This is a genomic window from Flavobacterium aestuarii (genome assembly GCF_040049115.1).
GTDB classification, from domain to species: domain Bacteria; phylum Bacteroidota; class Bacteroidia; order Flavobacteriales; family Flavobacteriaceae; genus Flavobacterium; species Flavobacterium aestuarii.
Map to the genome: position 1 here is coordinate 298,191 of NZ_JBDLZZ010000001.1, position 25,603 is coordinate 323,793.

The window sequence follows — 25,603 nt, forward strand, 5'->3', positions numbered from 1 at the left end:
TAAAATTATAACAAATATGAGCACAAATAATTTATTTACACCTTTCAGCCTGAAGTCGCTGCATCTTAAAAACAGAATCGTAATGGCGCCTATGACGCGTTCCTTTTCTCCCAACGGAATTCCGACTGATGCCGTTGCTGCTTACTATCAAAAAAGAGCCGAGGGCGAAGTGGGATTGATATTGTCTGAAGGGACAGTTATTGACCGTCCTTCGTCATCGAATGATGCTAATGTTCCTCATTTTTATGGCAGTGAAGCATTAAACGGATGGAAAAAAGTGATTGACGGAGTCCACACAGCAGGCGGTCAGATGGGACCGCAGATCTGGCACATGGGGATTATGGACAACCACCATTCGGGCTGGGTACCGCCGGTTCCTTTTGAAGGGCCGTCAGGATTGAACCGTCCTGGTTTCAATAACGGAAATACGATGTCTGAGGCGGCCATTGAAAATACTATAATTGCTTTTGGAAAAGCGGCGGCCGATGCCAAAAGATTGGGTTTTGACACTATCGAAATTCACGGCGCGCATGGCTACTTAATTGACCAGTTCTTTAATCCTGAAACCAACTTACGCACCGATATTTACGGCGGCAAAACGATAAAAGAACGCAATCGATTTGCTATTGAAGTGGTAAAAGAAGTCAGAAAACAAGTTGGTAATGATTTTGCTGTGATTATGCGTTTCTCTCAATTCAAGCCTTCGGATTACAATTACAAACTGGCCAAAACACCTCAGGAATTAGATGCCTGGCTTACGCCTCTTGTGGATGCCGGAGTGGATATTCTGCATTGTTCACAGCGCCGTTTCTGGGAGCCGGAGTTTGAAAGATCGGATCTGAATTTTGCTGGCTGGGCCAAAAAAGTAACCGGTGCGGCAACTATTACGGTTGGTTCTATCGGACTTTCCAGTGATTTCTTTGGCGCCTTTGCAGGCGAAAGTTCTGAGCCGGCTTCCTTGGACGAATTGAACAGACGTTTCGACAGAGGCGATTTTGATTTGGCCGCCGTTGGAAGACCGCTGCTTTCTGACCCTAACTGGACTGCCAAAATAAAATCAGGAAAAACCAATGAACTTGTAGGATTCAGCAAAGAAGCTTTAGCCGAACTGATATTGGAGTAAATTTTCAGCAGTTTAAAAATACCCTTTTTTTATTATTTAATTTGATTACGCTGCAGACTTTGGTTTTGCAGCGTTTTTCATTTATTAGATAATACTGAATTATATAACGCTTTCAAATAATTATGTAAAGTGTTTTAACAAGAAGTGAAATACATTTGAATATAACTTATAAAACATTTTATTATGCCATTAGTTACTGTATTGCTAGTATTAATTGTTGTAGGGGTGCTTCTTTGGTTAATAAACACTTATATCCCTATGGATCCCAAAATCAAAAACATTTTTAATATTGTTGTCGTAATCCTTGTGGTTGTCTGGCTATTAAAAGTTTTTGGTCTTTTCAATGAAATTATGGGTGTACATGTATAAAAATCATGAAAAAACAGTCTTTTGAAAATCATATCCGTTATTATACACCCCATCATTTTGTCTACTATCCTGTAATACTCTTTTTGCTGAGTTTTAGCGTATATTTTGCAATTACAACTACAGATAAATTGATCTGGTCTTTTATAGGCGGTATATTTATTGTGCTGTTTGGCTTGGGTTTTATGCTCAGACAGCATTATGCATTAATGCTTCAAAACCGAATTGTCCGTTTGGAACTCCGCTATCGTTATTTTTCTCTAACTGGACGAAGAATGGAGCATTTTGAGCATCGATTAAAAGAAGAACAGCTATTTGCATTACGATTTGCGTCAGATGATGAGCTGGAGGAACTGATTAAAAAAACACTATCTGAAAATCTTTCTGGAATTGAGATCAAAAAAGCAATCAAGCGCTGGAAAGGTGATTATGCAAGGGTTTAGATGTAAAGTTATTTTTTGTCGTGCTGTACCCAAGTAAGATTCGAAGTTGGAAAACCTGCTTCTTCTGCAATTTTTAGATATTTATTTTTCACTTCTTCAGGAATAGTCTGCTCCCGCGATAAAATCCATAAATACTTTAAGCTTTCACCGGCAACTAACGAATATTTATAATCTGGATCAATGGCAATTACATTATAGCCAGAATAAAAAGGGGCAAAAAATGTGACTTTTAACATGCCTATTTTATCACTATCTACAAACTTTGCCTTTCCTGCAGCCTGTTCCCATTTTTTGCTTTTAACGTTATAACCACGGTTTAAAACTTTTATTGTACCATCTTCATTCAATAAATATTCTGCAGTTGTATTGTTTAAATCTTTTTCATATTTAAAGTCTAATCGTGCAATTTCATACCATTTCCCTAGATATTTTTCTTTCGCAAATGGAGCAACTGCAGTAACCCCTTCGGGAATTGTTGTACAAGAAACAATTGCAAGGATAATAAGAGCTGGCATTATATTCTGGAGTCTCATAATAAAAATTTTACATCCTTCAAATCTAAAGCCTATTATCTGAAATTTTTTACAGAATTAACCAGAACTTTTATAAAATTAAAGGCTGTTAATTTTTGAGATGTGAGGATCTGATGTGAAAAATCTGAAACACATACAAGGAATTGTATAATAATTTATGTGTTATAAATTTTACTTTAGCAGATAGACAATTAATAACTTACGATGAATATTAGCCTGCAACTGATATGGCTTTTTGTATTGGCTGTGCCTATTGCCTGCATCAGCTGGACGGTAACTCATGAAGAAATTTTTCGTGAACCCAGAGACTGGTGCATCAGGCGTTCTCAAAATAGACGCACAGTAATGGAACGGAAATTCTTTTATCTTTTCACCTGCGAATACTGCTTCAGTCATTATACTTCTATTTTTTTTCTCGTTATTTCTGACTATAAATTACTGCTGCCAGGCTGGAAAGGTTTTGTAATTGCAGGTTTTGCCTTGGTATTTGTTGCTAATATTTATATGAGCTTAATGGCGCTGCTAAGGCAAGCCATCAAAAAAGAAAAAGCAGAGATTGCTGAAATCGAAAAAAAACAGTCAGCTGATTGATTTTATTGTATATCATATAACAAAAATGATTGCCTTATAAACTTTCAGGCAATCATTCTCATTATAAGGAAATTAAATCTTTTCTTTAAGCTTTTTGGCTTCTTCAAAATGATTTAAGAAAGCGCTGGTTTGACGTGAAGCCCAAAGCTTAAAATCTTCATTTGTTGCTTTTTGAGAAATCTGAGTCATTTTATCAACTGCTTTCTCATGACCTTCGACCATCATATCGATGAATTTTTTATCAAATTCATTTCCAGACTTATTCAATTCGTTATATTTTTCACGATCCACATCAGAAATGGCAGCAGGAAGCGTAATTGTATTTTGGCTTGCCAGCATTTGTAATTCATCTAATGATCTGGTATGATCATCAATAAGCATCTGAGCATAATCCTTGATATCCTTACGTAAACTTTTTTGCAGGGCAAGTTTTCCCACTTCCACCTCCATAAGGTTTATTGATGCTGCCTCGGTCAAAAATGCTGAATCATCTGCTATGTCTTTGGTTTCAAACTTTGTCTCATTCTCTTTGTCAGGAGTCTGAACCGGATCTTCGTGTTTTGGTTCATTTTTACACGAATTGAGCACTAATAAAAAAACTGCGCCTAATATTATTCTGTTTACATGGATTATCTTTTTCATGATGTTTTAAATTTAAAGTGAATATTCAAAACTATTTTATTTATCAATTAAAAATTTACAGATTTTCGTCAAAATCTTACATGATTCATAATTAACATTATTGAACTGCAAATCATATAATGTTCTTTATAAATGATATAAGTGGAATGATTTCATTGACATTAATTTTGATTAATTCCAAAATGATGAAATAATATGCCAGAAGGTCCTTCCATAGTGATTTTAAAAGAAGCCGTGCAGCAATTTGCCGGCCGTGAAGTAATATCTGTTTCGGGAAACAGCAGTATTGATATAAACCGATTGAGAAATAAAACGGTTATTGCTTTCAAAAGCTGGGGAAAACATTTCTTAATCTGTTTTGAAGATTTTACTTTGAAAGTCCATCTGCTGATGTTTGGAACTTATAGAATCAATGAGCGGAAGGATAGCACTCCCCGATTAAGCCTTGTTTTTCCTAATGGTGAACTCAATCTATATACTTGTTCCATAAAATTCCTGGAAGGCAATGTTAATTTACATTATGACTGGTCGGCAGATGTAATGAATGAGGAGTGGAATCCACAATCGGCAAAGAAAAAACTCCAAGAAGCCTCTGGACAATTGATCTGCGATGTCATATTAGATCAGGATATTTTTTCGGGCGTTGGAAATATAATCAAAAACGAGGTGCTTTACAGAACCTTTGTTCATCCCGAATCTTTAACGGGCAAAATTCCTCCTGATTTATTGGATGAAATTATAAATCAATGCTCCATATACAGTTTTGAATTTCTGGAATGGAAGAAAATTTACCAGCTCCGAAACCATTGGCTGGCCTACACCAAGAAAATCTGCCACAGATGCAATACACCCATTCAATATAAAAAAACAGGACTGAAGAAGCGCAGAAGTTTTTTTTGTCCTGATTGCCAAACATTGTACTTATGAAAAAAAACTTTACATAGGCTGTTCCAGTTTTTATAATTCCTACTGGAAAAAAATATTTTGCCCCGAGGACATTCCTTCGTCCAAATGGTTCGAATATTACTGCACGCAATTTGACACCTACGAAATGAACGGTACATTTTATAAATTTCCAACCATGAAAATTATGGACAACTGGTACAAAAAAGCACCAGATGATTTTTTGTTTTCAGTTAAAGCGCCAAAGGAAATTACACATTATAGAAAATTTATCGGCTGCGAAGCTTTGATGAAAGATTTTTATACTATCTGCGATAATGGATTAAAAGACAAGCTGGGTCCCATTTTATTTCAACTCCCTCCCAGTTACCAATATTCGAAAGAAAAATTGCTTTTCATTATCGATCAGCTGGATTTAAATTTTGACAACATCATTGAATTCCGTCATGAAAGCTGGTGGATTCCAGAAGTCTGGTCTGAATTGAATAAAAATAACATCACTTTTTGCAGTGTAAGCCACCCGCAATTGCCCGAAACTGTTTTTACTGAATTTCCATTTATTTATATCCGGCTCCATGGGCGGGAAAAAATGTTTTATTCTGAATATTCAACCGAAGAGTTAAAAACAATAAATAATATCATCACTCGAAATAAAACAAAACCCGGCTTTGTGTATTTCAACAATACTGCAGGAACGGCCGGAATTTTGAATGCTGTTGAATTACAAAAAATAAACCATCAAAAAATTGCCTAGCCACCCACCATTTCGCCACCGTTTACATGAATGAACTGTCCAGTAACATAACTGCTGTCTTCGGAAGCCAGATATACATAAGCAGGCCCTACTTCTGATGGCTGTCCAGCCCGGCCCATAGGTGTATTCTGCCCAAAAACAGTAACATGATCTTTATCAAAACTTGCAGGTATAAGCGGTGTCCAGATAGGACCAGGAGCAACACCATTGACACGGATTTTTTTATCAGCAAGTGCAGCCGACAGCGATCTTGTAAAGCTGACAATTGCGCCTTTGGTACTGGCATAATCTACCAGATGCTCGCTTCCTCTATAGGCAGTGACAGAACTTGTATTGATAATACAATCACCTTCTTTTAAATGTGGCAAAGCAAATCTGGTAACATAAAAATAGGGATAAATATTGGTTTCAAAAGTGGTATGCAATTGTATGGGAGTTATTTTTTCCAATGTCTCATTTGGAAATTGCACCGCCGCATTATTTACAATTATATTCAATGATCCAAAAGCTTTAACACATTTCTTTACAACATTCTCACAGAATTTAATATTCTTCAGATCACCACTGATAATGAGACATTGTTTTCCCTCTTCCTCTACCAATTGTTTTGTTTTTATAGCATCTTTATCTTCTTTAAAGTAAACAATAGCCAAATCTGCGCCTTCTCTTGCAAAATGAACTGCCACACTACGGCCAATACCGCTATCACCGCCAGTAATTAATGCTACTTTGCCTTTTAGCTTATCGCTGCCTTTGTAATTCTCCCGGATAATTTCTGGTTCTGGATTCATTTTATATTCATATCCAGGAAGTGCCTGCTCTTGTTTCGGGAATGCTTTTTTCTTTTCCATGACTTAATTATTTTTGAGATGACATTGGGTGGTTTTTATAAAATATCTAAAAGCAAGAAAACAGCTGGTTTAAAGCTGTTTTCTATATATATTGCGTGCTGTTTCAGCTAACTCGAATCTTAAATCCCTCTTTCAATCCTAATATAAACTAGAAAATCGTGCACTGATCTGGCAAATAGCAGCTTAAATTCTTTTTGCATTTTATGTATCAGCTTCCAAAATCTTTGTGCTATAAAATCAGTAGTAAATAATTCCAAAGAAAGATTTAAAATATAATCTGTGACTTTATTTATTTCATCCATCTGCTGTAATATGAAAGAATTAATCTTTTCTCCCACCTCAGATACTACATCTGTATGCTGCTGTATTTCCAGTTCCAGAATGTTTTCCAGCAGCCTATTAATAAATATATTCCGAACCATACCTGTGTGTGGCAATGCATTGATCTTCTCGATTTTCTCAGCTATTTTAAAATTCTGATCGTTTATATCCAGATAGTTTTCTTTGGTTTTAAAAAAAACTTTTCTTATTTTTTTGATTAAAACATCATACGGATCATTATCAGAAATATTACCTGTGCCAATGTTAATTATATAAAACTTTATTGGCACGTTCTTTTCAAAATGCAGTATACTATTAACGCTGAAATTGCTTTTTAAAACCCCCATCTGTTGTCTTTTGATAGACTTTTTCTCGCCCCGCTCTCCAAAACTATGCCGAAGATTGCCTTGTGTACAATACACAAAGAAAATCGGGGAGTTTCCAAGCGATTCCATGCTTAGCCTTAGATGGTCGTGAAAAATGACATCGAACTGTATATAAGTTACTTTATCTGAAAATACATTTCCTTTAATGCTGCCTCTAGCTAAAACTGATGCAAATTCCAAATTGAATTCATCGTTATCGGCTATTAATGTCCCTCCAAAACTATCTTTAAGATCATTAAAAACATCTTTTGTTTTTGCTGCATTTAAGTAAATATTTTTCATTTTAAGCTGGTTTTAGATTCCTTTTCATAACTACTCAAATTTCGTAATCTCCTCATCAATAGAGTTATAGAATTTCGCTATAAAGTTTCATAATTTTATTTTAACTCGATATAACACACTGAAAAGCAAAATATTAAACCCTAAAAACAAGAAAAAGGGTTAGAATATTCATCTAACCCTTTTTGACTTGTACTACTCAAGTCTAAATTGCCATCTTTAATCTGAGCCATACCTACCTGACTCATATTATCGATGGACTTCAGCTCATTCAATTTTTTGTAAAAACCTAGGCGAAGTAATAATCATAGATACCCCCATATACTATAATCGGTGCCAGGATTTACTTTGAATCAGCTTTATTTTTTGGCATTATCATTTACCGCTTCTTTGGCTTTGCTGATGCTTGTTGCGATAATTCTGCCTTCATCGTCCATTTTACCCTCTTCCAAGATTGCATTAGCAATTTCAATTGCTTTGCTGCGCACTTTAACTGGCAGGTTTTTCATTGCTGCAGGATAATCTTTTTTTGTCCAAGGCATAATCGTACATTTAGCAATAACAACTTTAAACTATACTATTTGTTAGGATTTGTTTTTAATCCCCAAAGCTCCACATGCGCCTTTTTATCTTTATTGTCAGCTATAGTGTGATAGTAGAATTCTACCTTTTTGATATTTTTTTCACCACCAAGATCTACCACTGAAGTTTCGCCCTCATGTTTAATTTCCTGGCCTATCTTAACATTTTTCTGCTGGTCATTATCATAAAAAATATCAAATGATTCTAAACGGATAGGCGCCTCAGTGACTTTAATCTTTACGGCAGCAAAACGATTGGCGCCTATAATCATAATTTTATCCGTTTCTTTATCTAAACTCACAACGGTTTCACCTATTTTGTGCCATCCGTCTTTATCGCTTACAACTACTTTAGGTGTCTGTGCCCATATACTGGACGAACTTACTGCAAGAAGCAGCATTAATACAAACTTTTTCATCTTTCTTAATTTATTAGTTATAAATATTGAATTCACTATTTTATTGATTTTCCAAATTTATAGTAATGGGCATGCTGTAATTTTACAACACTTTGTCAATTGCTTACATAATTTTCATCCAGAACAACAAAAAAGGCCCTAAGCATAAAAACGCTTAGGGCTCAAAATCTTAAAATTATTATGTTATTGCAGCTTATACTTTTGCTGATTGTATAAATAAAATGCAGTTATAATATGTGCCAATGCATCTTTGGCTAAATCATTATTCAGCTTTTCTGGAGTGAAGACTGTATCTTTTTCAACATGAAACTGCAAAGGCGTTTTATGAGGCTGCATAATGATAACTTCATTTCCAACCCGAAAGGCATTAATGTCATTAAACTGCATGATGGCGCGTCCCTGTGCTGCGTCTGGTAACTTAAATAGATTTCTTCCTGGCATCGGCGTTTTTACATCCATTCCTGTTTTTCCCAGCAATGTTGGCTGTATATCAATCTGGCTGCATAGTTTGTCATATTTAGCACCTTTTTCAACATCAGGAGCAATTAACAGCGCAGGAATATGAAATTTATTGATCGGAACAAGATGATTTCCATAAGTTCTGGTATTATGGTCTGCAATGATAAGGAAAATGGTGTTTTTATAATACGATTCTTTTTTGGCCATTTTAAAGAATTGCCCAATGGAATAATCGGCATACTTCATTGCATTATCCACAGTATTCTTTGCTTTATCATAAGGCTTGATTCTTCCTTCGGGATATTCGAAAGGCTCATGATTAGAAGAAGAAAATACTAAAGACACAAAGGGTTTGCTGCCAAGTCCTTTATAATAATTATTGGCTTTTGCCATAACATCTTCGTCAGACCAGCCCCAAGTTCCGTGAAAAGCACTTTTGCCTGAATCATAATCATCTTCATCAATAATAGTATCAAATCCATTGCCATTGAAAAACGAACCCATATTATCAAAATTAGCTTTTCCGCCATAAATAAAACTGGTATCATATCCTTTTTGTTTCAATAGCGATGCAATTGTGTAAAAATCTTTTTGTGAATTATTCAATTTTACAACACTTTCAGACGGAGATGGCAGAAAACCGGTTACAACTGCTTCAATCCCCCGCACACTTCTGGTACCAGTTGAATATAAGTTTGTGAATAAGGTTCCTTCTTTTGTCAGCTTGTCAAATTCTGGTGTCAATGGCAGACCTCCCAGCGAACCCACGTATTCAGCTCCCAAGCTTTCTTCGAGAATAATAACAACATTGTATGGTCTTGTAATAATACTGTCGGCTTTTTGAGTATGCAATAACGGAATGGAATCATTGGAAAAATCTTCCGGTTTTACATTCATATATTTTTTTACCCTCGAAATTGCTTCGGCATAATCCATTTTTCCGTACATTTTCTCTGCATTTTTTTCGTTTTTCATCGAATACAATGCAAAACCGACGGTGTAAAATGAATTTAATCCCAGAGAATTGGTAAGATGGTCTGTAGAAAAAACTGCATCGCTTGCATTTATTGGCCTTTTGGAAGTTAAACTGGATCTCGCACCAAAAAACACAAAGAATGCTACAATTGGAAATAGAAATAATTTAGTTTTATAAACTGTTGGCTGGATTCCAAAAAGCGGTTTTCGGTATCGGATTAACGCGTATATAAAACCCGCTAAAACAATCATGGTAATGAGTATCGATGCCAAATAACTTTTGACTAAAGTCCCTACAACCTCTTGCGGGTAAATCAAATAATCAATAAATAAATTATTGGGCCTTGTGTCATACTCCTTAATAAAATCAAGGGTTGACATCTCCATAAACAAAAGAATACTTAAAAATAAAATGAAATAAACCGTAAAAAAACCTTGAATCCTCTTTAGGAATGAATCTGGAAGCAAAATAATCAAAGCTACGGGGAGAAAAAGAAGATAACACAAAACAATAAGATCCATTCGCAGTCCAATGGGAAAAATATATCCGTAATTTTGAGTTTCGACAACACGGCTCCTAAAGAACAAAAACAATAAAAAACGGCTAATACTGAGGATTGACAAGCCAATTAATACAAAATTAATTAGTGGTTTTAAGAACTGGATTTTTTTCATTTTTAGAATAGAATGGCCTGCAGGGCGTATTTTTTTTAAAGCAAAATTATCTGCCAATTCTGAATTCTTTTTGAATTTTATTCTTTGATAACTTTAAATATTTTTCCTCATTGAGGAAATATTCTTTTACGTCAAAATTGATTTGTAAATTGCAGTATGAAAATTTTAATTATAGAAGACGAACTGGCAATTGCCCAAAGCATTGCTGATTATTTCAAGACCAACGGCATTCAATGTGAAACTGCTTCCAATACTGCATTGGCCCTTAACAAAATCGATAATTACGACTACGATTGTATATTATTGGATTTAATGCTGCCTGATGGCGACGGGTTTACTATTTTAAAAGAATTAAAAAACACAAATAAAACCGAAGGTGTCATTATTATTTCTGCCAAAGAAAATTTGGACACCCGCATCGAAGGCTTCAATCTTGGTGCTGATGATTACCTTACCAAGCCGTTTCATCTTTCTGAATTATTAGTCCGTATGCAGGCGCTTATCCGACGCAAGAATTTTCAGGGAAACAACAATGTCGTTTTCAACGAAATCAGTATTGATATTTTCTCCAAAACGGTAACTGTCAACGGCCAAAAACTGGATCTGACCAAAAAGGAAATAGACCTACTGCTGTTTTTAATTGGCAACAATAAAAAAGTTTTGTCAAAAGGAGCCATTGCCGAGCATCTTTCGGGCGATATGGCCGATATGCTCGACAACCACGATTTTATTTACGCCCACATAAAAAATCTAAAAAAGAAACTGAATGCAGCCGGAAGCGGTGATTACATCAAAACAATTTATGGCTTAGGCTACAAATGGGAAAATGAGTAAAAAACTATTACATAAAACCACCAGCAGTTTTCTTGCTTTTGCCATTATCATATTGTTAGTGTCCGCTCCTGTATTTTATTACATCAGCCAGTGGCTTTATATCTATGAAACAGATGAAGTGCTCCATTTTCATAAAGGTGCATTTGTAAAAGAAAGCTATAAAAACTTCACGGAAGACGATATCAAAGCCTGGAACAAATACAATCATAATGTCATGATTGTTCCTGATATGGGAAAAACAAAAGATTCTATTTTTGGCAAAATGATGTATGATTCTATTGCGAAAGAAGAAGAACCTTTCCGCGTTATTTATGCACCCGTTACTATAAACGGCAAAAAATATACGTATACTGAAAAAATTAATCTTGTAGAAATGGAAGGAATGGTAGTAAATATTGCCATCATGTTCCTTTGCATTATAATTATCCTACTTATCGGAATTATCTGGATATCAAAAAGATCTGCGGCAAAAATCTGGAAGCCTTTTTACAATACACTCCATCAGATACATGATTTTGAAATTGATAAAAATAAATCTCCGAACTTCGCTCCTACTGATATTGATGAATTTAATCAGCTCAACAGCAGCCTTGAACAGCTTGTTGAAAAAAATACGGCCATTTATAAAAACCAAAGGGAATTTATAGAAAATGCTGCACATGAACTGCAGACACCGCTGGCTTTGTTTCAGACCAAAATTGATTCTTTATTACAATTGGAACTCAATGAAGAACAATCCTCTATTATAAGTTCTTTAAACAATGATGTTTCAAGACTTAACCGATTGAACAAAAACCTTTTGTTGCTTTCCAAAATTGATAATGAAAGCTATCTTGAAAAAAGTACTATCATTTTAAATGATTATATCGAAAAACATCTGGACTTTTTCATCGAACAGGCCGAAGCCAAAAAGGTCAGCATTACAACTGAATTTAAGACTGCCCTTTCTATCAATGGAAATCCGGCGTTGACCGAAGTTTTAATCAATAATTTATTTTTGAATGCCATTCGTCATAACGAGAAAAACGGCAAAATAATCATCTGTATTCAGGACAATCAATTGATATTTTCCAATACAGGAAAGGCTCCGCTAGCAATTGATAAGTTATTTAATCGTTTTTCCAAAATAAATCCTTCCTCTCAGGGAAATGGCCTTGGTCTGGCCATTATCAAAAAAATAACCAAACTCAATAATTGGGAAATCAAATACGCTTTTGAGAATCAATTACACAGTTTCAGCGTTAGATTCCACAGCATTCGCATTTAAAAAAAGATAAACACGAATTTCACCAATTAACACTAATTCATATCAAAATTGAAACCGAATTTTACAAATTTTTACAGTTTTGAATATTTTGTGTAATTAAATAGCATCATTAATTCGTGCAAATTAGTGTAATTCGTGTCAGAAACTTTTAAAAGCGAATGCCGTGATTAAATTCTAAAAATTCAGACTTACTACAGAATCGATTTTGACCTTTGTACTATTCTTTTAACAAATTAAAATAGTAACTAAATAAAATGAGATTCAAAATAATTTTACTGCTGTCTTTTATATTAACTACTCTTTTTGATATAACAGCTCAAAACACCACTACCACCATTTACGGATTAATTAAAGATAAAACATCCAAAAATCCTGTTGCTTATGCCAATATTGTTTTAAAATCGGCCAAAGACCAAAAGAGCCTTTTTGGAACGGTAAGCAATGAAGAAGGAAGGTTTAATTTCACAAATGTGCCATCTGGTAATTATTCGTTGGAAATCAATACAATTGGTTACAAAACAATAACGCAAAAAGTATTTGTTGGAAACTTGTCTAATTTTCTTGACCTAAACACTATCAGTCTTGAAGAAGACAGCACTACTTTATCTGAAGTAGTTGTAAATTCTAAAACACAGGAAGTGAGTGCCAAAATGGACAAAAAAGTTTTCTCTGTCGCTGATAATATTGCTCAAAGCGGCGGATCGGTTTTGCAGTCGATGCAGAATTTACCCGGAGTTACCGTTCACGATGGTAAAGTTCAGCTGCGCGGCAACGAAAAAGTAATGGTTTTGATTGACGGCAAACAAACTACTTTGACTGGTTTTGGCAATCAATCCGGTTTGGACAACATTCCGGCATCTGTCATTGAAAAAATCGAAATCATCAACAATCCATCGGCCAAATTTGATGCCAACGGAAACGCCGGAATCATCAATATTATCTACAAAAAAAACAAACAGGAAGGATTTAATGGAAAGGTCGGAATCGCTTCCGGTTTTGGCGCGCTTTGGGTACGTAAAGAAAACCTGCCAACTATTACACCACAGTATCAGGTAACTCCAAAAATAAATCCTTCGCTGTCACTGAATTATCGCAAAGATAAAATAAACACCTATTTACAAGCCGATTATCTTTATACCGAAACACTTAATAAAAATGAATTCGTAACACGGACTTATGATGATGGAACCGTAATCAATCAGCAGACCAAACGAAACCGCGATACTCATTTTACAACGATAAAAACGGGAATTGACTGGAATTATAACGACCAGAACACCTTTGCTTTTTCAGGTCTCTTTGGAAGTGAAAAAATTATCGATCACGGGGAAGAACCTTTCTTTAATGAAGATTATTCGCAGCGTCTACGTCTTTGGCAGTTTTTGGAAGACGAATTGAAAACAACTGTTATGGCAAGTGTTTCCTATGAACACAAATTCAAAGAAGCAGGGCATAAACTGAATGCCGGAATTAATTATACGTATCATAGAGAAGATGAAAAATACTTCTTTACTAATATCATGCCGACGTTTACAGGACAAGATGCTTTCAAACTGCTATCGGATGAAAAAGTAGTTGATGTAAATCTGGATTATGTTCAGCCCTTGAAATACGGTCGTTTTGAAACGGGGTTTAAATTTAGACACAGAGAAATCCCAACTAACATGCAGTTTTTCCCTGGAGAAAATTCTCCTATTGATGCAAATGCAGGAGGCTGGGCAACTTATAAAGAAATCATTCCGGCATTATATTCCAATTATATTTATGAAACCAATAAAATCGAAGCAGAACTGGGACTTCGTCTCGAATATGTAGATTTAAAATATGATGTAAATCCCAATCATCCTACTTACAAAAGTGACGGATACAACTACACAGAACCCTTTCCAAACCTGCGATTGGGTTATAAAATAGACGACCAGAATAAAATAACGGCTTTTTACAACCGCCGAGTGGACAGGCCTAATGAAGTCGATATTCGTATTTTTCCAAAATATGATGATGCCGAAATCATAAAAGTTGGGAATCCGGCGCTTCGACCGCAATTTACCAGTGCTTATGAAGTGGGATATAAAAAAAGTATGGAGAAAGGCTATTTCACTTCTTCCATTTATTACCGAATCGTAAATGGAACCATCACGCGAATTGCTACCACCGCTCCTGACAGCAACATCATTTATAATGTGTTTCAAAACGCCGACAAAAGCACTTCAGCGGGAATTGAAGCGGTATATTCCAAAGAAATAAACTCTTGGTATTCGTTTAATGTCAACGGAAATCTGTATCAAAATACGATAGATGCTTTTACGGTAACTAATTTATATCCAGTTCCAAGTACTTATTATGGCGAACGTCAGAAAATGATGTCCGGAAACTTAAAATGGAACAGTACATTGCAGTTTGATAAAACCTTAAAAGGTCAGGTATCGATGATTTATCTTGCACCAGATATTATTCCGCAGGGAAAAGTGGATTCCAGATTTTCTGTCGATGCAGGAATTAAAAAAACAATCCAAAAAGGAAAAGGAGAAATTTTTATGAATATAACCGATCTGTTTAATACATTGGTAATCCAGAAAGAAATTCAGGACAATGGATTTAGCTATAACAGCAAAGATTATTATGAAACTCAGGTGGTGCGGTTTGGGTATAGCTATAAGTTTTAGAAGATAATGATGAAATCCCCTGTAATAAATTTATATGTTTTGATGTTCAAATAGTAATTCGTTTTGTCTTAACCATACTTTTACAGGAATGACAATATTGCGTAAAAAATCTACTGGAATATATGTAGTTTCAATCAAAACTGCATCACCAATCCGCAGCCCAATTGCTTTCCGTTGTAATAAGGCAGTACTATTGAAGACACTTTTTTTTCTTTGGCTTTGGAACTGAAAATTTTTCTATTTACATACGGATAAATCCAATAGGCTGCTTTAGTGCTTAGAATCCCAATTCCTGCTCCTGCAGCTACATCTGTAAGCCAGTGACGGTTGTTGACAATTCTAAACGCACCTGTACTAGCCGCAACCAAGTAACCGCTGATTCCGTACCAGATAGATTTGTCCTTGTATTCCTGCCAAAGAAACTCTGCTCCTGCAAATGCAGTGGCGGTATGCCCCGAAGGAAAAGAGTTATTCGAGGAACCATCGGGTCTTTCTATGTGTGTGATGTTTTTTAAAGAAAGAACCGCAACACTCATCATAAGATATGAACCTGCCAATATAATGGAGCGATCCTTCAAGTTATTTTTTCCTTCTACACCGCAGGCATTTAAAGCATAAACCGAAGCCGCAGGTGCGTATTGCATAAAATCATCAATGGAAAACTTCTGGTCAATATTTTCAGTCACTTCATCCTGAACTTCAAGATTATAGCCCTTGAGCTGATCGCTATTCAATCCAATAAAACCATAACCGATTAATACACTTGGAATGATTAATTGTTTATAGTTAAACTTTAAATTTTTGACCGTGTCATTTTTTACAACAAGTGTATCTGTAGCAGTATTTTGCGCTGCTAAACTGTAAGTAAAAAAAAATGCTGTCAGGAAGCTAATACATTTCATTGTTAACTATTTAAAAATCAATACAAAATACAAAATCAATTCTGAATGAATTCTGAATTTTGTGCAAATTAATTATGCCACAAAAAAAGCCCCAAACACTTTGACATGTTTAGGGCTGTGAGTTATAAAACTGTTGTGAAAGCGATGATTCTTATCTTTTTTTATTATAAATTATCCAAATTAAGAATATCGTATGAACGTTTTTTGTTTAAAGTGCGTTTTTTCTATTATCAAAAAAACGAATAGGCTTTCTGCTGTTTGGATTAAAAATTAATGGAATCAAAATTTCATTTGCAGTAAATTCAATTTTGGGAGTTACCCGTAATTTGGATCTAAAATGATCTTTCAATTCCTGTAGAAAAACTGGAGAAGGATCCTGAACTGCAATTTTTATCAAAATCTCATCTGTTCCCAAATCATTGGATGAAATTTCGATAATATAGTTGTCAATATTCCCAAAATTATTCAGAACATCATTCATTGCCGGAGGATACAAAGTAGTTCCCTTGTATTTAATCATGTGCTGTTTTCTGCCAATTACAGGACCTACACGCAATGTATTGCGCCCACACGAACACGAATCCGTATGTAATTGCACAATATCGCCTGTTTTAAAACGAATAAGCGGCATGGCTTCAATCCCCAAAGTGGTAAACGTTAGTTCTCCTGATCCGCCATTTGAAACTGGCTTATTGTTTTCATCCAATACTTCTACAATGATTAATTCTGGATGATGATGCCCTCCTGCTCCATGACTGCATTCTGTAAATGCTGTACTCATCTCGGTCGAAGCATAGGTCGAATACAGCTTGATTTTCCATTTATCCGTTATCTTTTGGCACAATGTATTACTTGTAAAATCTTGATTCCGAATAGGTTCTCCAATACAAATGGCACCTTTTACACTGGAATTATTAATATCAATATTGTGCTGTTCAGCATATTCGATCATTTTTAGCAAAAAAGAAGGAACAGTAATTAAGTAAGTAGGTTTGTATTTTAAAATAGAATCCCATTGCAGCTCTGGAAGTCCGGCACCAACTCGGATTACCCCGACTTTCATTTTCCGAAGACCTAAAAAATAAGCCAATCCCGCCATAAAACGACGATCAATTGTCGTCATCAGCTGTACCAGATCACCTTCCTTTATTCCGGCGCAGTCGAATGAAATGGCCTCATTGTAAGCCAAACGATCCAAATCCTCATCGGTCAACCCAAAAGTTACCGGATCGCCCAAAGTACCTGATGTAGTGGCATAATCAATAATTTTATTCTTTGGAACACATAAAAAATCATCATTATACTTTTGCAAATCTTCCTTAGATGTAACAGGCAATAAAGCTAAATCTTCAATTGTTTTTATACTGGCAACATCAATATTGTTTTTGGCAAAGATAGAGCTATAAAAAGGCGAATTTGCATTTGCATACCGCAGTACTTCCTGCAGTTTTTGCTCTTGAAACGCTTTTATATCGGCTTTGGAAGCTAATTCTATTTTTGGAATCATTATCTTTTTCTTTTTGCTTTTTTTAAATAACTGCTAATCTTTTCTCTTTCAACACGTGAAGTAACTTCTTTTGTCAATGCTTTCTCGAATTGTTCCTGAGCCAAGTCATATTTTTTATTTTGATAAAAATACAATCCCGCTTTATAATAAACAACCCAATAATCAGGATTTAAGGATTGATAATAATCCAGATATTGACCCGAAGCCAAATCGGATTTTTTTGTCAAAAAAGAATCCATTTTTTTGTCTTCGATACGAAATTGAATATAGTTTTGATAAGCTTCTGTTTTCAAGAATGGATCTGGAGGAATATTCATTGCTGAATTTTCCAATGAAACAATAGCGGCAGTATTCTCTTTTTTGTTTTTGAAAATTGTATTCAAATCATAACAGACAAATTCCCCTAATTGATATGGACTTGCAGACACCCAAACCAACCGCTGAGCTGGCTTAAAAACAATTCCGTGGTGTGCCAATAGCTGATTAATGGCTTTTTCATTGCCAAACCCCAATGGAACATTATCTATTCCTTCTTTATTTCTGAGGATATTGGCAGCAATTTGTGGTGTTATTTTTTGATTCTCATTCAGTAATTGAGTCATTCGGTCAAAACGGTATTGGGAATGACTATCTTTTATTTGATTTAAATTTCTTTTATTATCTTTTAAAGCATCGCTTTGAAAATGATTGGAACAAATTATTTCATTGCCATCAGGAGCTTCAAAAACACCTAAATTATCAGGAGCAATTTCAATTAAAACAGCCTTATTATCATTGGCACTGCCAACCATAATAGACTCGGAAACAAATACTTTCCTTTTTTTGGCAATAGCAACAGCTTCATCAATGGTTTTAGCGTATTGCAAAATTTCACGGGTCACAATAGAAATAGGTGTTTTGGCTATTAATGGAATCTTGGATTTACCCGCATTTATGGTTACGGTCAATCCTTCGGCATTCATTCCGGAACAGGCACCTATCATTCCGGGCCAAGTTACCATCATAAATGGATACCCCTCTTTTGGATTAATAAAGGCTGCAATTTTTTCTTTTGCAAAATCATCTCCTGCATAAAAATCAAAATTTCTGCCCAAAATCAAACTCCCATCATCCGATTTATTCCCCCATGCTGCAAATGATGTACAGCCTACCATTGCCAAATCCTGAACTGCATGACCTATATCGTGAGCGCCATGCAGATACAAATCTCTTAAAAAAGAGGGCGCAATATGGTTTAAATCTTTAGGCGCATATTGGGAAACCCCATAAATTTCAGTTTGAAATTCATTATCAACATTGAGATATAGTTTTCGATTATACCATTTTAGGAAATTTCGAAGCAATGATTTTTTAAAATCCGAAGGAATCAATTCATTTATCTTATCAAAAAAGACATGTTCCTGCTTTTTTAACAAAGAGTCCGTTAAACTGCCAATAGCCAACCCTCTTTGCAATGGATCACCTTCGACATAAAGCTCCCATAAATGCTGTTTGTTTTTGAGCAAAAAATTATTTCCAGTATAAAAAATGGTATCAGATTGTTTTTTAACAACAGGTATTGTATTATTATACGCCGCTATCTCCGGCCGATGACGCATCGACTTTGAAGTACCGCAAGAAACAAGGAATAAGGCAAGGAAAAAAATATATGCTGCAAGTTTTTTCATATTCAACTATTCTTGGCTCTCGATTGATTTATAAAACATTATGACAATGTTCCGTTTATTTCACTATACTTCCTGATTAATTTTGTTTACCAGATAATCTTTCCCTAAAATCTCGGAACATGTAACAACCGCGCCAATGGTAACACCCAAAACGCCATGCATATTGATACTTTGTCCCGTTAGATATAAATTGTCCAACTTTGTTTTTGACGGAATAAATGTCTTCATTGGATTTTCACAATCTTTCTCATAGCCATACATATTTCCGTTATATCCTCCAATATAATCCCTGTATGACAATGGTGTAGAAGTATGCACTGATTTTATACAGTCTTTTATTCCGGGAAATTTTTTCTCTATTTCCTTTAGGAAACGATTCGTTTTACGAGTTTTAAAATCGTCATAGCTTTCGCCTCTATTATTTACATCGGCTACGGTATTGAAGGTATCTTTCCATGACTCCAAATCGGAATATTTCATATAGGTAATAAAAGTCATTCCCTCTGCCCAGCCATCATCTTTTTTGGAAGCATTCATCGAAGCCATAAAAGCTTTTGGCCAATTTTCCTCATTATAATCTTGAGCATCCCAGACTTCACTGCTGTTTTTACAATGGTAATAATTCTTATTCAGGTACTTAAATGTTTTTGGTTTAAAAACAACATATAAGCTAAAAGCCGAAATACTGCCTTCCAAACTCGAAATCCTATTGACAAAGGCTTTCCTAAAATGATTTTCTCCTGCTAATTTCAAGGTAACCTTGGGATCTATATTCGATATAAAATATTTTCCAGTCACACTCGTACCATCTTTCATTTTCGCTGTGGTAATAGCATTGTCTTCGACAACCAACTGATTGACATCTTTATACTTAAAGACATCACCTCCATATTTTTTAAGCTGTTTTATCAACTGTTTTGTAATCTGGCTCCCACCGTTTATACAGCGCCATGAACTCTGCATATAGGTATTAACCGTGAGTGCGTGTACATAAAAAGGGGATTTTTCACCGCATCCTGCATATAAAAAATTACTTCCCGCAAAAACAGCCTGCAGCATTTTATTATCAGTGAGACTTGCAATAAAATCCTTTGCATTTACAGAAAGGATGTCATTGTCATAGCGTCCTTCAGCACTTAAATTATAAAGGGGAAATGTATCGCAGGTGCTAATAATTGCTTCACAATATTTTTTTATTGCTTCCCTTTCCTCAGGAAAAAACTTAACCAGCTGATTCGTGAAATTCTCATACCCTTGAGCGTGAGGAAACTCCATATTTACATCTTCAAAAGAAATTATATCGTATCCGTCTTCGTCCATTTTTTTGAGATTCAGACTATCCATAATTCCAATGTATTTGAAATATCGATATAAATTCTGCCCTTCGCTTAATCCGCCAATGTAATGGATTCCAGTGTCGAAAATCGTTTTATCACGAACAAACGTCTGCAAATTACCTCCAAACTGATTGTTTTTTTCCAGCACACAAACACTATAGCCTTCCTTGGCTAAAATTATGGACGAAACAAGTCCGCCTAATCCGCTTCCGATTATAACAACATCATAATGCTTTTTCATTCTATCACTTTCTTTAATACAATCATTTCTTCTGTCTCATGCTCGGTTTGAAAACCAAATGACACTATTTTTTCTTTTAAGTTTTTATTTCCCAAAACGATTATTCTGTTTGCCAAATTACATACTTCAAACAAATTGGACACTGATTCTTCATTCGAAATCAATACTAAATCATACTTTTTCAGAGCATTCAATTTATCTTTATCCAAATAATGAATCGTTCTTTTCTTTAGTATATAATTAGTTTTGGCAATCGCTTTATTCTCTTCTGAAAATATAACCGAATCAATCTTTCTTTGAGGTTCCTGTAATGCCAAAAGTATATCCAATTGCCCATAATCATTTCCAAAATGAAGTATTTTAGCTTTAGAATCAATCCATTTATTTAAATCAAAATATAACCGTAAATTTTGATTAACATCATCTTTTATCGTTTTTACTATCTGAATTTCCTTGAAAGCATAACTATTCATTAATTTGGCCTTAAAATAATCCAAACCTTCCAATTCCAAACGCAGTTTTTTATAGTGCTGTTTAAAGAAACTGCTTATTTTTTTAGTTCTCTCTGCAGGATTTGTGCCAAAAGAAGTATCGCCAAACTTAATTCTATCCAAAATAGTCACTGTTGTTTTCCCACCATTGATAACAAAATCACCTTTGGGCAAAACTTCAGAATATCCGTGAATGATTACTGGAACTATATCCAATTCTAATTGTTCTGCCAAATAAAAAGCACCTTTATGGAATCGCTTAATCGCATTATCCTCAGATCGTGTACCCTCAGGAAAAACCATTATTGAAAAGCCTTCCTGCACTTTGGAACGCAAATGTTCTACGCCATTATCCACTCCATTTGACACGGGATAAAATCCAGCCAAACGAACCCCTTTCCCAAAAACCGGCGAATTATAAACCCAATCACTTACCAAGAAAATGATCTTTGGACTCAACATACCAACAGCCAAAATATCGAGAAACGAACTATGATTGGCAATAATTACGGCAGGTTTATCAAAGGTTTCTTTTGAAGTATTAACTATTTTTCTTTTTATCGAAGGATAACTTGCCAAAACCGAATGCATGAATTTCGACATCAGAAAATGAAATCCTCTTAATTTTGATTTTCTTGAGAAAGGCAAAATTGCCATCATAACGACACTTCCCAATGACAATACCACGCATCCTAATCCAAAATAGGTAAATGACAGAGCGGAATGTACCAATCGCTTAATTTCATACGGAGCTTTTCCTTTTTTTACTCTATTGGTTATAAAAAAATGAAAAATCAACGGCTGAATAATAAATGTAATCATCAGCGCCGAAAATATTCCGATAATGGCAATCAATGAAATCGATTTTAATGCGGGATGTTTGGCAAAAACAAGTACTCCCATTCCCAAAATCGTGGTTGCTACCGAAAGTAAAATTGAGGTTCTATAACTTGGCAATTCGATTTTCCCGAATGTAAATTCCTTTTGTAACGCCGTAGTCATAAAAATGCTGTAATCTACTCCTATTCCAAAAACCAACGTACAAACGATGATGTTAACAACATTAAACTGCAACCCAAAAAGTCCCATAAGTCCAGTTGTAAAAATCCAGCTTGTAAAAATTGGAATGATGCTGATTATAGCCAATTCAATTCTTCTAAAAGCTATTATGAGAACTAAAAATACTGCAATGAAGGAATAATCAACGAGATTTTCGAAATTCATTTTTAAAGTTCCTAAAAATGTTTCGTTAGTTTCCTGCCTGTCAATTACAACCAAATTTTGCTGTTTTTTAATTTGATTTACAAAAACATCTCTTTTTTCATTGGTTACTTTCACTAAGGTGGAAATAGTAAAAAATCCATTTTTTTGTGCCACAAATTCATCCAGAAAAAAAGATTTCACTCTAAGATATTCATCAATAGTGACTGGCTTAAAGCTTTTGTCAAGCAAATCAAAAAAAACTGAAAAAGCATCAGCTTTAAAGCCATAATGACTTCCTTCGCTAATTAATGCCTGATTCAAATCTGCTTTTTTCTGTGAATCCCAAAAAGAATTCCATTCGTTGATTTTTTGCTTTTGAACATCGGCAGAAAAAACAATTCCACCAATAGAACTGAAATTCAGGATATCTTTCCCAGCCTTATCCTTTTCCAATACCTTGAAGAGAGCATTGTTCTTGGCTATAACTTCGTCATAACTTTTACCGTAAGTAGCCAGATAAATAGATTTGGAATCATTGTTATTGGCAATTTTATCCAGTTTTCTTTCATTCAGTTTCAGCTCGGGAGTCATGAAATTCAAATCCGAAAGATCATTATTAAACGTAACTTTTGAATACGTAAAAAGCGAAACAATTAGCAATACCAGCATTGAACCTATCAGAAACTTGCTTTTATGATACGAAAATGCACCTAAACTGTCAATCAAATTTGGTTTTTGGATAAACTTTTTGGAATCAAATTTGTATAAAACCGGAATCAGGATTATTGAAAAAACAGTAGTGGCAACAACGCTCAATCCAGCGAAAATACCCAAATCCTGCAACGCTTCCGATTTGATGAAAAACAAACATAAAAATGTAATTGACGTAGTAATTCCGCAAAGCAATAACGGTCTTGTAATATCCTTGAATACCAATTTCACATTCCTGTTGTTTCTCAGATGGGTTAAAACATATATCGAATAATCCGTGGTTTCTCCCAGTAAAATAGAGCTTATACCCAAAGAAATAGCAGATATGCTTCCTTTACAGACATACAAAACCGCCAAGGCAAACAAAGCTCCGAGCAACGAAGGAATAAAAATAATTATTGGAGTGGTAACGCTTCTGTAAAAAAAAGCAAGTATCAAAATCAAGGTAACACCCGCAAATATAGATGTATTTTGAACATCTGACTTAATTTGCGTAGCATTGGCAACGGCTACAGGTGTCGCACCAAAGTAACTCATCTCTGCCTTGCCTCTAAACTGCCGATTTAAATTTGCCTTGATTTTATCCAGATTACTGATAAAAAACGTGTTTTGATCCGTTTCATTCGTTGCTAATTTGGGCGTAATAAAAAGCAATAAATTTTTCCTATCCTTGGTTAAAACAAATCCGTTTTGGATAGCAAAGTCATCACCTACACTTAATTGCTCCATTTTTTTTAAGGCAATAAAGGAAATGCCCAGCGGGTCTTTCAGAATAAAATCCTTAGACACCAATCCGGCAGGAGAAATTATCGATTTATAGTCGGCAGCGACAGTATTGGCAATGCTGTCTTTGTGCAGTTTTTCCTGAATATGTTCATAATCCTTCTGATCCAGAAAAAGTGGCAGATTATCGTATACAAAATCAAAAGTTTCCTGAATATTTTCTTCTTCAATCTTGCCTTGAACTTTGGATATATAAGGTTTACAAGGTTCCAGACTGTCCAAAAAGACATTGGCATACTCAGTAAGATACTCCGATGAACCATTTTCCTTGGTCGAAATTATGATTGTAATCTTATCGGCAAAATTAACCTGATCCAATACTTTTGAGGTTATTCCGGACTGATCATTCGAAGGAATCAATTGATTTATATTTTCCTGAAAAGAAATTCTAAATGCCAAAAATCCCAAAACAAATACAATCGAAATTGCTATACCAAACGAAAGTAATTTCTTGGAATTTATGAATGTATATAAATCGAATAACTTATTTTGCATGCAGTTGTTTTTTGTGTTTTAGATTACCAGCCAAAGTCAATAACAAATAACTTGTAAGACCAAAAAGGACGGCCATAAAAGTCGCTAAAATAAAACTTCCAACAAGATATTGAGCAATATTTTTTTGGATATCATCAAATGTCATATTCATGTTCAATACCAATGGTTTACTGCTGCTAATAAAATAACTTCCAATCTTGAGCGAACCATAAATAATAAAAGGAATGAAAGGAGGAAAACTTATATTGGAAAATGCGAAAGCAATAGCTTTATTAAGCTTTAGCAAAACAGCCAAGAACAATACCAAAATAGTTTGAAATCCCCAAAAAGGACAGATTCCAATAAAAACGCCTAACGCAATTGAAGCCGATTTTCGGGTATTCGAATCATTGCTTTCGAGTACATTCTCTAGAAAAAATTGTTTAAGTCCTTTTTTTTTTAGTTTTCTAAAAAAATCTCTAGGCTTAATGTACACTAAAGCGATAACAACCAAAACTGTATTTAAAATACTAATTCGGGTAAAATCCTTGAATGGTCTAAAATGGGAAACTCGTTCCTTGGGATCGTACAAAACCTGAACAGGGATGTTCTTTACCGGAATACCTTTCCAAGCCGAACGAACAATAACCTCGATTTCAAACTCAAATTTATTAGTAAAATAATGAACCGGAATTTTTCGTAAAGGATATAATCTAAAACCCGATTGTGTGTCTTCCAATTTATTTCCGGTTTCGAACCAAAACCAAAAATTTGAAAATTTATTTCCGAAACTGCTCTTTTTAGGCACATTTTCCTGAACCATATTACGGCTTCCAATTAAAAGCGAATCTGGATTTGTTTCCAGATTATTTAAAAAAATCGGAATATCAGATGCAAAATGCTGACCGTCGGAATCAATTGTGATGGCGTAATTGTACTCCAATGCCAAAGCTTTCTTAAAGCCATTTCGAAGAGCCAATCCTTTTCCTGAATTTTTAGGATGGTGAATTTGAACCAAACTTGAATACTCCTTCAGAATTTCAACAGTACTATCTGTAGAACCATCGTTTACAATAATAATAGCAGAAGTATACTGTAAAACCGAATCAATAACCCGTTTTAAGGTTTTATGATTATTATACGTTGGGATAATAACACAAACCTTATGCTGATCCATGCGTTTTGCTTCTGAAAAACTAGTATTCATTTTTTAATTCTT

At 34.8% G+C, this 25,603-nt stretch carries 22 protein-coding genes; 9 read left to right on the forward strand and 13 right to left on the reverse strand.

What is annotated here, in order from left to right:
• Positions 1-16: 16 nt before the first annotated feature.
• The 3 genes from ABEG11_RS01065 (at position 17) to ABEG11_RS01075 (ending at position 1,932) form a co-directional block, all read left to right on the forward strand.
• Complete coding sequence (locus tag ABEG11_RS01065) at positions 17-1,123, forward strand: NADH:flavin oxidoreductase (RefSeq protein ID WP_348822349.1); 1,107 nt, start codon at positions 17-19, stop codon at positions 1,121-1,123.
• A 183-nt stretch (positions 1,124-1,306) separates the two neighbouring features.
• Positions 1,307-1,492 (forward strand): Thivi_2564 family membrane protein, encoded by a 186-nt coding sequence (locus ABEG11_RS01070; RefSeq protein WP_348822350.1) that lies wholly within the window; start codon positions 1,307-1,309, stop codon positions 1,490-1,492.
• Positions 1,493-1,497: 5 nt separating this feature from the next.
• The gene (locus ABEG11_RS01075; protein WP_348822351.1) at positions 1,498-1,932 is read left to right on the forward strand and encodes a DUF6526 family protein; all 435 of its coding nucleotides are present in this window, start codon (positions 1,498-1,500) and stop codon (positions 1,930-1,932) included.
• A gap of 8 nt (positions 1,933-1,940) precedes the next feature.
• Here ABEG11_RS01075 and ABEG11_RS01080 read toward each other — a convergent pair whose 3' ends face one another.
• On the reverse strand, positions 1,941-2,465 hold the full coding sequence (locus tag ABEG11_RS01080) for a lipocalin family protein (protein WP_348822352.1): 525 nt from the start codon (positions 2,463-2,465) through the stop codon (positions 1,941-1,943).
• A gap of 204 nt (positions 2,466-2,669) precedes the next feature.
• Here ABEG11_RS01080 and ABEG11_RS01085 point away from each other — a divergent pair, with 204 nt between their 5' ends.
• On the forward strand, positions 2,670-3,056 hold the full coding sequence (locus ABEG11_RS01085) for a hypothetical protein (protein ID WP_348822353.1): 387 nt from the start codon (positions 2,670-2,672) through the stop codon (positions 3,054-3,056).
• A 72-nt stretch (positions 3,057-3,128) separates the two neighbouring features.
• On the opposite strand, the gene ABEG11_RS01090 is transcribed toward ABEG11_RS01085, so the two are convergent.
• On the reverse strand, positions 3,129-3,698 hold the full coding sequence (locus ABEG11_RS01090) for a DUF4142 domain-containing protein (protein ID WP_348822354.1): 570 nt from the start codon (positions 3,696-3,698) through the stop codon (positions 3,129-3,131).
• Between the two features lie 195 nt (positions 3,699-3,893).
• On the opposite strand from ABEG11_RS01090, the gene ABEG11_RS01095 reads away from it, so the two are divergent.
• Both ABEG11_RS01095 and ABEG11_RS01100 read left to right on the forward strand, forming a co-directional pair.
• A complete protein-coding gene (locus tag ABEG11_RS01095) occupies positions 3,894-4,625 on the forward strand; it encodes a DNA-formamidopyrimidine glycosylase family protein (protein ID WP_348822355.1) in 732 nt (243 codons plus the stop codon).
• 13 nt (positions 4,626-4,638) lie between these two features.
• Entirely contained in the window at positions 4,639-5,355 is a 717-nt protein-coding gene (locus ABEG11_RS01100) for a DUF72 domain-containing protein (protein WP_492764709.1), read from the forward strand.
• On the opposite strand, the gene ABEG11_RS01105 is transcribed toward ABEG11_RS01100, so the two are convergent.
• The 5 genes from ABEG11_RS01105 to ABEG11_RS01125 form a co-directional block, all read right to left on the reverse strand.
• Positions 5,352-6,206 (reverse strand): SDR family oxidoreductase, encoded by an 855-nt coding sequence (locus tag ABEG11_RS01105; RefSeq protein WP_348822356.1) that lies wholly within the window; start codon positions 6,204-6,206, stop codon positions 5,352-5,354. The two genes, ABEG11_RS01100 and ABEG11_RS01105, sit on opposite strands and share 4 nt — an antisense overlap.
• Positions 6,207-6,325: 119 nt before the next feature.
• Positions 6,326-7,195 carry a hypothetical protein gene (locus ABEG11_RS01110; protein ID WP_348822357.1) on the reverse strand — a complete coding sequence of 290 codons (870 nt, stop codon included), beginning with the start codon at positions 7,193-7,195 and terminating at the stop codon, positions 6,326-6,328.
• A gap of 356 nt (positions 7,196-7,551) precedes the next feature.
• Positions 7,552-7,734 carry a DUF2188 domain-containing protein gene (locus tag ABEG11_RS01115; protein WP_348822358.1) on the reverse strand — a complete coding sequence of 61 codons (183 nt, stop codon included), beginning with the start codon at positions 7,732-7,734 and terminating at the stop codon, positions 7,552-7,554.
• A 35-nt stretch (positions 7,735-7,769) separates the two neighbouring features.
• Positions 7,770-8,192: a DUF2541 family protein gene (locus ABEG11_RS01120; protein ID WP_348822359.1), complete on the reverse strand. Its 423-nt coding sequence runs from the start codon at positions 8,190-8,192 to the stop codon at positions 7,770-7,772.
• A gap of 183 nt (positions 8,193-8,375) precedes the next feature.
• Positions 8,376-10,301: an LTA synthase family protein gene (locus tag ABEG11_RS01125; RefSeq protein ID WP_348822360.1), complete on the reverse strand. Its 1,926-nt coding sequence runs from the start codon at positions 10,299-10,301 to the stop codon at positions 8,376-8,378.
• 156 nt (positions 10,302-10,457) lie between these two features.
• Between ABEG11_RS01125 and ABEG11_RS01130 the strand changes: the two genes are divergently transcribed.
• From ABEG11_RS01130 to ABEG11_RS01140, 3 genes are all read left to right on the forward strand, one after another.
• The gene (locus ABEG11_RS01130) at positions 10,458-11,135 is read left to right on the forward strand and encodes a response regulator transcription factor (RefSeq protein ID WP_348822361.1); all 678 of its coding nucleotides are present in this window, start codon (positions 10,458-10,460) and stop codon (positions 11,133-11,135) included.
• Complete coding sequence (locus ABEG11_RS01135; protein ID WP_348822362.1) at positions 11,128-12,402, forward strand: sensor histidine kinase; 1,275 nt, start codon at positions 11,128-11,130, stop codon at positions 12,400-12,402. Before ABEG11_RS01130 ends, ABEG11_RS01135 begins: the two co-directional genes overlap by 8 nt.
• Positions 12,403-12,656: 254 nt before the next feature.
• Entirely contained in the window at positions 12,657-15,068 is a 2,412-nt protein-coding gene (locus ABEG11_RS01140) for a TonB-dependent receptor (RefSeq protein WP_348822363.1), read from the forward strand.
• Between the two features lie 134 nt (positions 15,069-15,202).
• Here the strand turns inward: ABEG11_RS01140 and ABEG11_RS01145 are convergent, their stop codons facing one another.
• The 6 genes from ABEG11_RS01145 to ABEG11_RS01170 form a co-directional block, all read right to left on the reverse strand.
• Positions 15,203-15,970, reverse strand: coding sequence for a phosphatase PAP2 family protein (locus ABEG11_RS01145; RefSeq protein WP_348822364.1), 768 nt, complete (start codon positions 15,968-15,970; stop codon positions 15,203-15,205).
• 208 nt (positions 15,971-16,178) lie between these two features.
• A complete protein-coding gene (flxY, locus tag ABEG11_RS01150; protein WP_348822365.1) occupies positions 16,179-17,477 on the reverse strand; it encodes a flexirubin biosynthesis putative acyl-CoA ligase FlxY in 1,299 nt (432 codons plus the stop codon).
• Complete coding sequence (locus tag ABEG11_RS01155) at positions 17,477-19,144, reverse strand: C45 family autoproteolytic acyltransferase/hydrolase (protein WP_348822366.1); 1,668 nt, start codon at positions 19,142-19,144, stop codon at positions 17,477-17,479. Before ABEG11_RS01155 ends, flxY begins: the two co-directional genes overlap by 1 nt.
• Before the next feature lie 63 nt (positions 19,145-19,207).
• A complete protein-coding gene (locus ABEG11_RS01160) occupies positions 19,208-20,722 on the reverse strand; it encodes a phytoene desaturase family protein (protein ID WP_348822367.1) in 1,515 nt (504 codons plus the stop codon).
• Positions 20,719-24,405 (reverse strand): 1-acyl-sn-glycerol-3-phosphate acyltransferase, encoded by a 3,687-nt coding sequence (locus ABEG11_RS01165; RefSeq protein WP_348822368.1) that lies wholly within the window; start codon positions 24,403-24,405, stop codon positions 20,719-20,721. The genes ABEG11_RS01160 and ABEG11_RS01165 overlap by 4 nt, the downstream gene beginning before the upstream one ends.
• Positions 24,395-25,591, reverse strand: a complete 1,197-nt coding sequence (locus ABEG11_RS01170) for a DUF2062 domain-containing protein (protein WP_348822369.1) — start codon at positions 25,589-25,591, stop codon at positions 24,395-24,397. Before ABEG11_RS01170 ends, ABEG11_RS01165 begins: the two co-directional genes overlap by 11 nt.
• Positions 25,592-25,603: the final 12 nt, after the last annotated feature.

Coding starts and splice junctions, on each gene's coding strand:
- ABEG11_RS01170 (WP_348822369.1), bottom strand. CDS start 25,591: ATGAATACTAGTTTTTCAGAAGCAAAACGCATGGATCAGCATAAGGTT.
- ABEG11_RS01145 (WP_348822364.1), bottom strand. CDS start 15,970: ATGAAATGTATTAGCTTCCTGACAGCATTTTTTTTTACTTACAGTTTA.
- ABEG11_RS01080 (WP_348822352.1), bottom strand. CDS start 2,465: ATGAGACTCCAGAATATAATGCCAGCTCTTATTATCCTTGCAATTGTT.
- ABEG11_RS01105 (WP_348822356.1), bottom strand. CDS start 6,206: ATGGAAAAGAAAAAAGCATTCCCGAAACAAGAGCAGGCACTTCCTGGA.
- ABEG11_RS01110 (WP_348822357.1), bottom strand. CDS start 7,195: ATGAAAAATATTTACTTAAATGCAGCAAAAACAAAAGATGTTTTTAAT.
- ABEG11_RS01070 (WP_348822350.1), top strand. CDS start 1,307: ATGCCATTAGTTACTGTATTGCTAGTATTAATTGTTGTAGGGGTGCTT.
- ABEG11_RS01160 (WP_348822367.1), bottom strand. CDS start 20,722: ATGAAAAAGCATTATGATGTTGTTATAATCGGAAGCGGATTAGGCGGA.
- ABEG11_RS01115 (WP_348822358.1), bottom strand. CDS start 7,734: ATGCCTTGGACAAAAAAAGATTATCCTGCAGCAATGAAAAACCTGCCA.
- ABEG11_RS01090 (WP_348822354.1), bottom strand. CDS start 3,698: ATGAAAAAGATAATCCATGTAAACAGAATAATATTAGGCGCAGTTTTT.
- ABEG11_RS01155 (WP_348822366.1), bottom strand. CDS start 19,144: ATGAAAAAACTTGCAGCATATATTTTTTTCCTTGCCTTATTCCTTGTT.
- ABEG11_RS01140 (WP_348822363.1), top strand. CDS start 12,657: ATGAGATTCAAAATAATTTTACTGCTGTCTTTTATATTAACTACTCTT.
- ABEG11_RS01130 (WP_348822361.1), top strand. CDS start 10,458: ATGAAAATTTTAATTATAGAAGACGAACTGGCAATTGCCCAAAGCATT.
- ABEG11_RS01075 (WP_348822351.1), top strand. CDS start 1,498: ATGAAAAAACAGTCTTTTGAAAATCATATCCGTTATTATACACCCCAT.
- ABEG11_RS01065 (WP_348822349.1), top strand. CDS start 17: ATGAGCACAAATAATTTATTTACACCTTTCAGCCTGAAGTCGCTGCAT.
- flxY (WP_348822365.1), bottom strand. CDS start 17,477: ATGATTCCAAAAATAGAATTAGCTTCCAAAGCCGATATAAAAGCGTTT.
- ABEG11_RS01085 (WP_348822353.1), top strand. CDS start 2,670: ATGAATATTAGCCTGCAACTGATATGGCTTTTTGTATTGGCTGTGCCT.
- ABEG11_RS01095 (WP_348822355.1), top strand. CDS start 3,894: ATGCCAGAAGGTCCTTCCATAGTGATTTTAAAAGAAGCCGTGCAGCAA.
- ABEG11_RS01165 (WP_348822368.1), bottom strand. CDS start 24,405: ATGCAAAATAAGTTATTCGATTTATATACATTCATAAATTCCAAGAAA.
- ABEG11_RS01125 (WP_348822360.1), bottom strand. CDS start 10,301: ATGAAAAAAATCCAGTTCTTAAAACCACTAATTAATTTTGTATTAATT.
- ABEG11_RS01135 (WP_348822362.1), top strand. CDS start 11,128: ATGAGTAAAAAACTATTACATAAAACCACCAGCAGTTTTCTTGCTTTT.
- ABEG11_RS01120 (WP_348822359.1), bottom strand. CDS start 8,192: ATGAAAAAGTTTGTATTAATGCTGCTTCTTGCAGTAAGTTCGTCCAGT.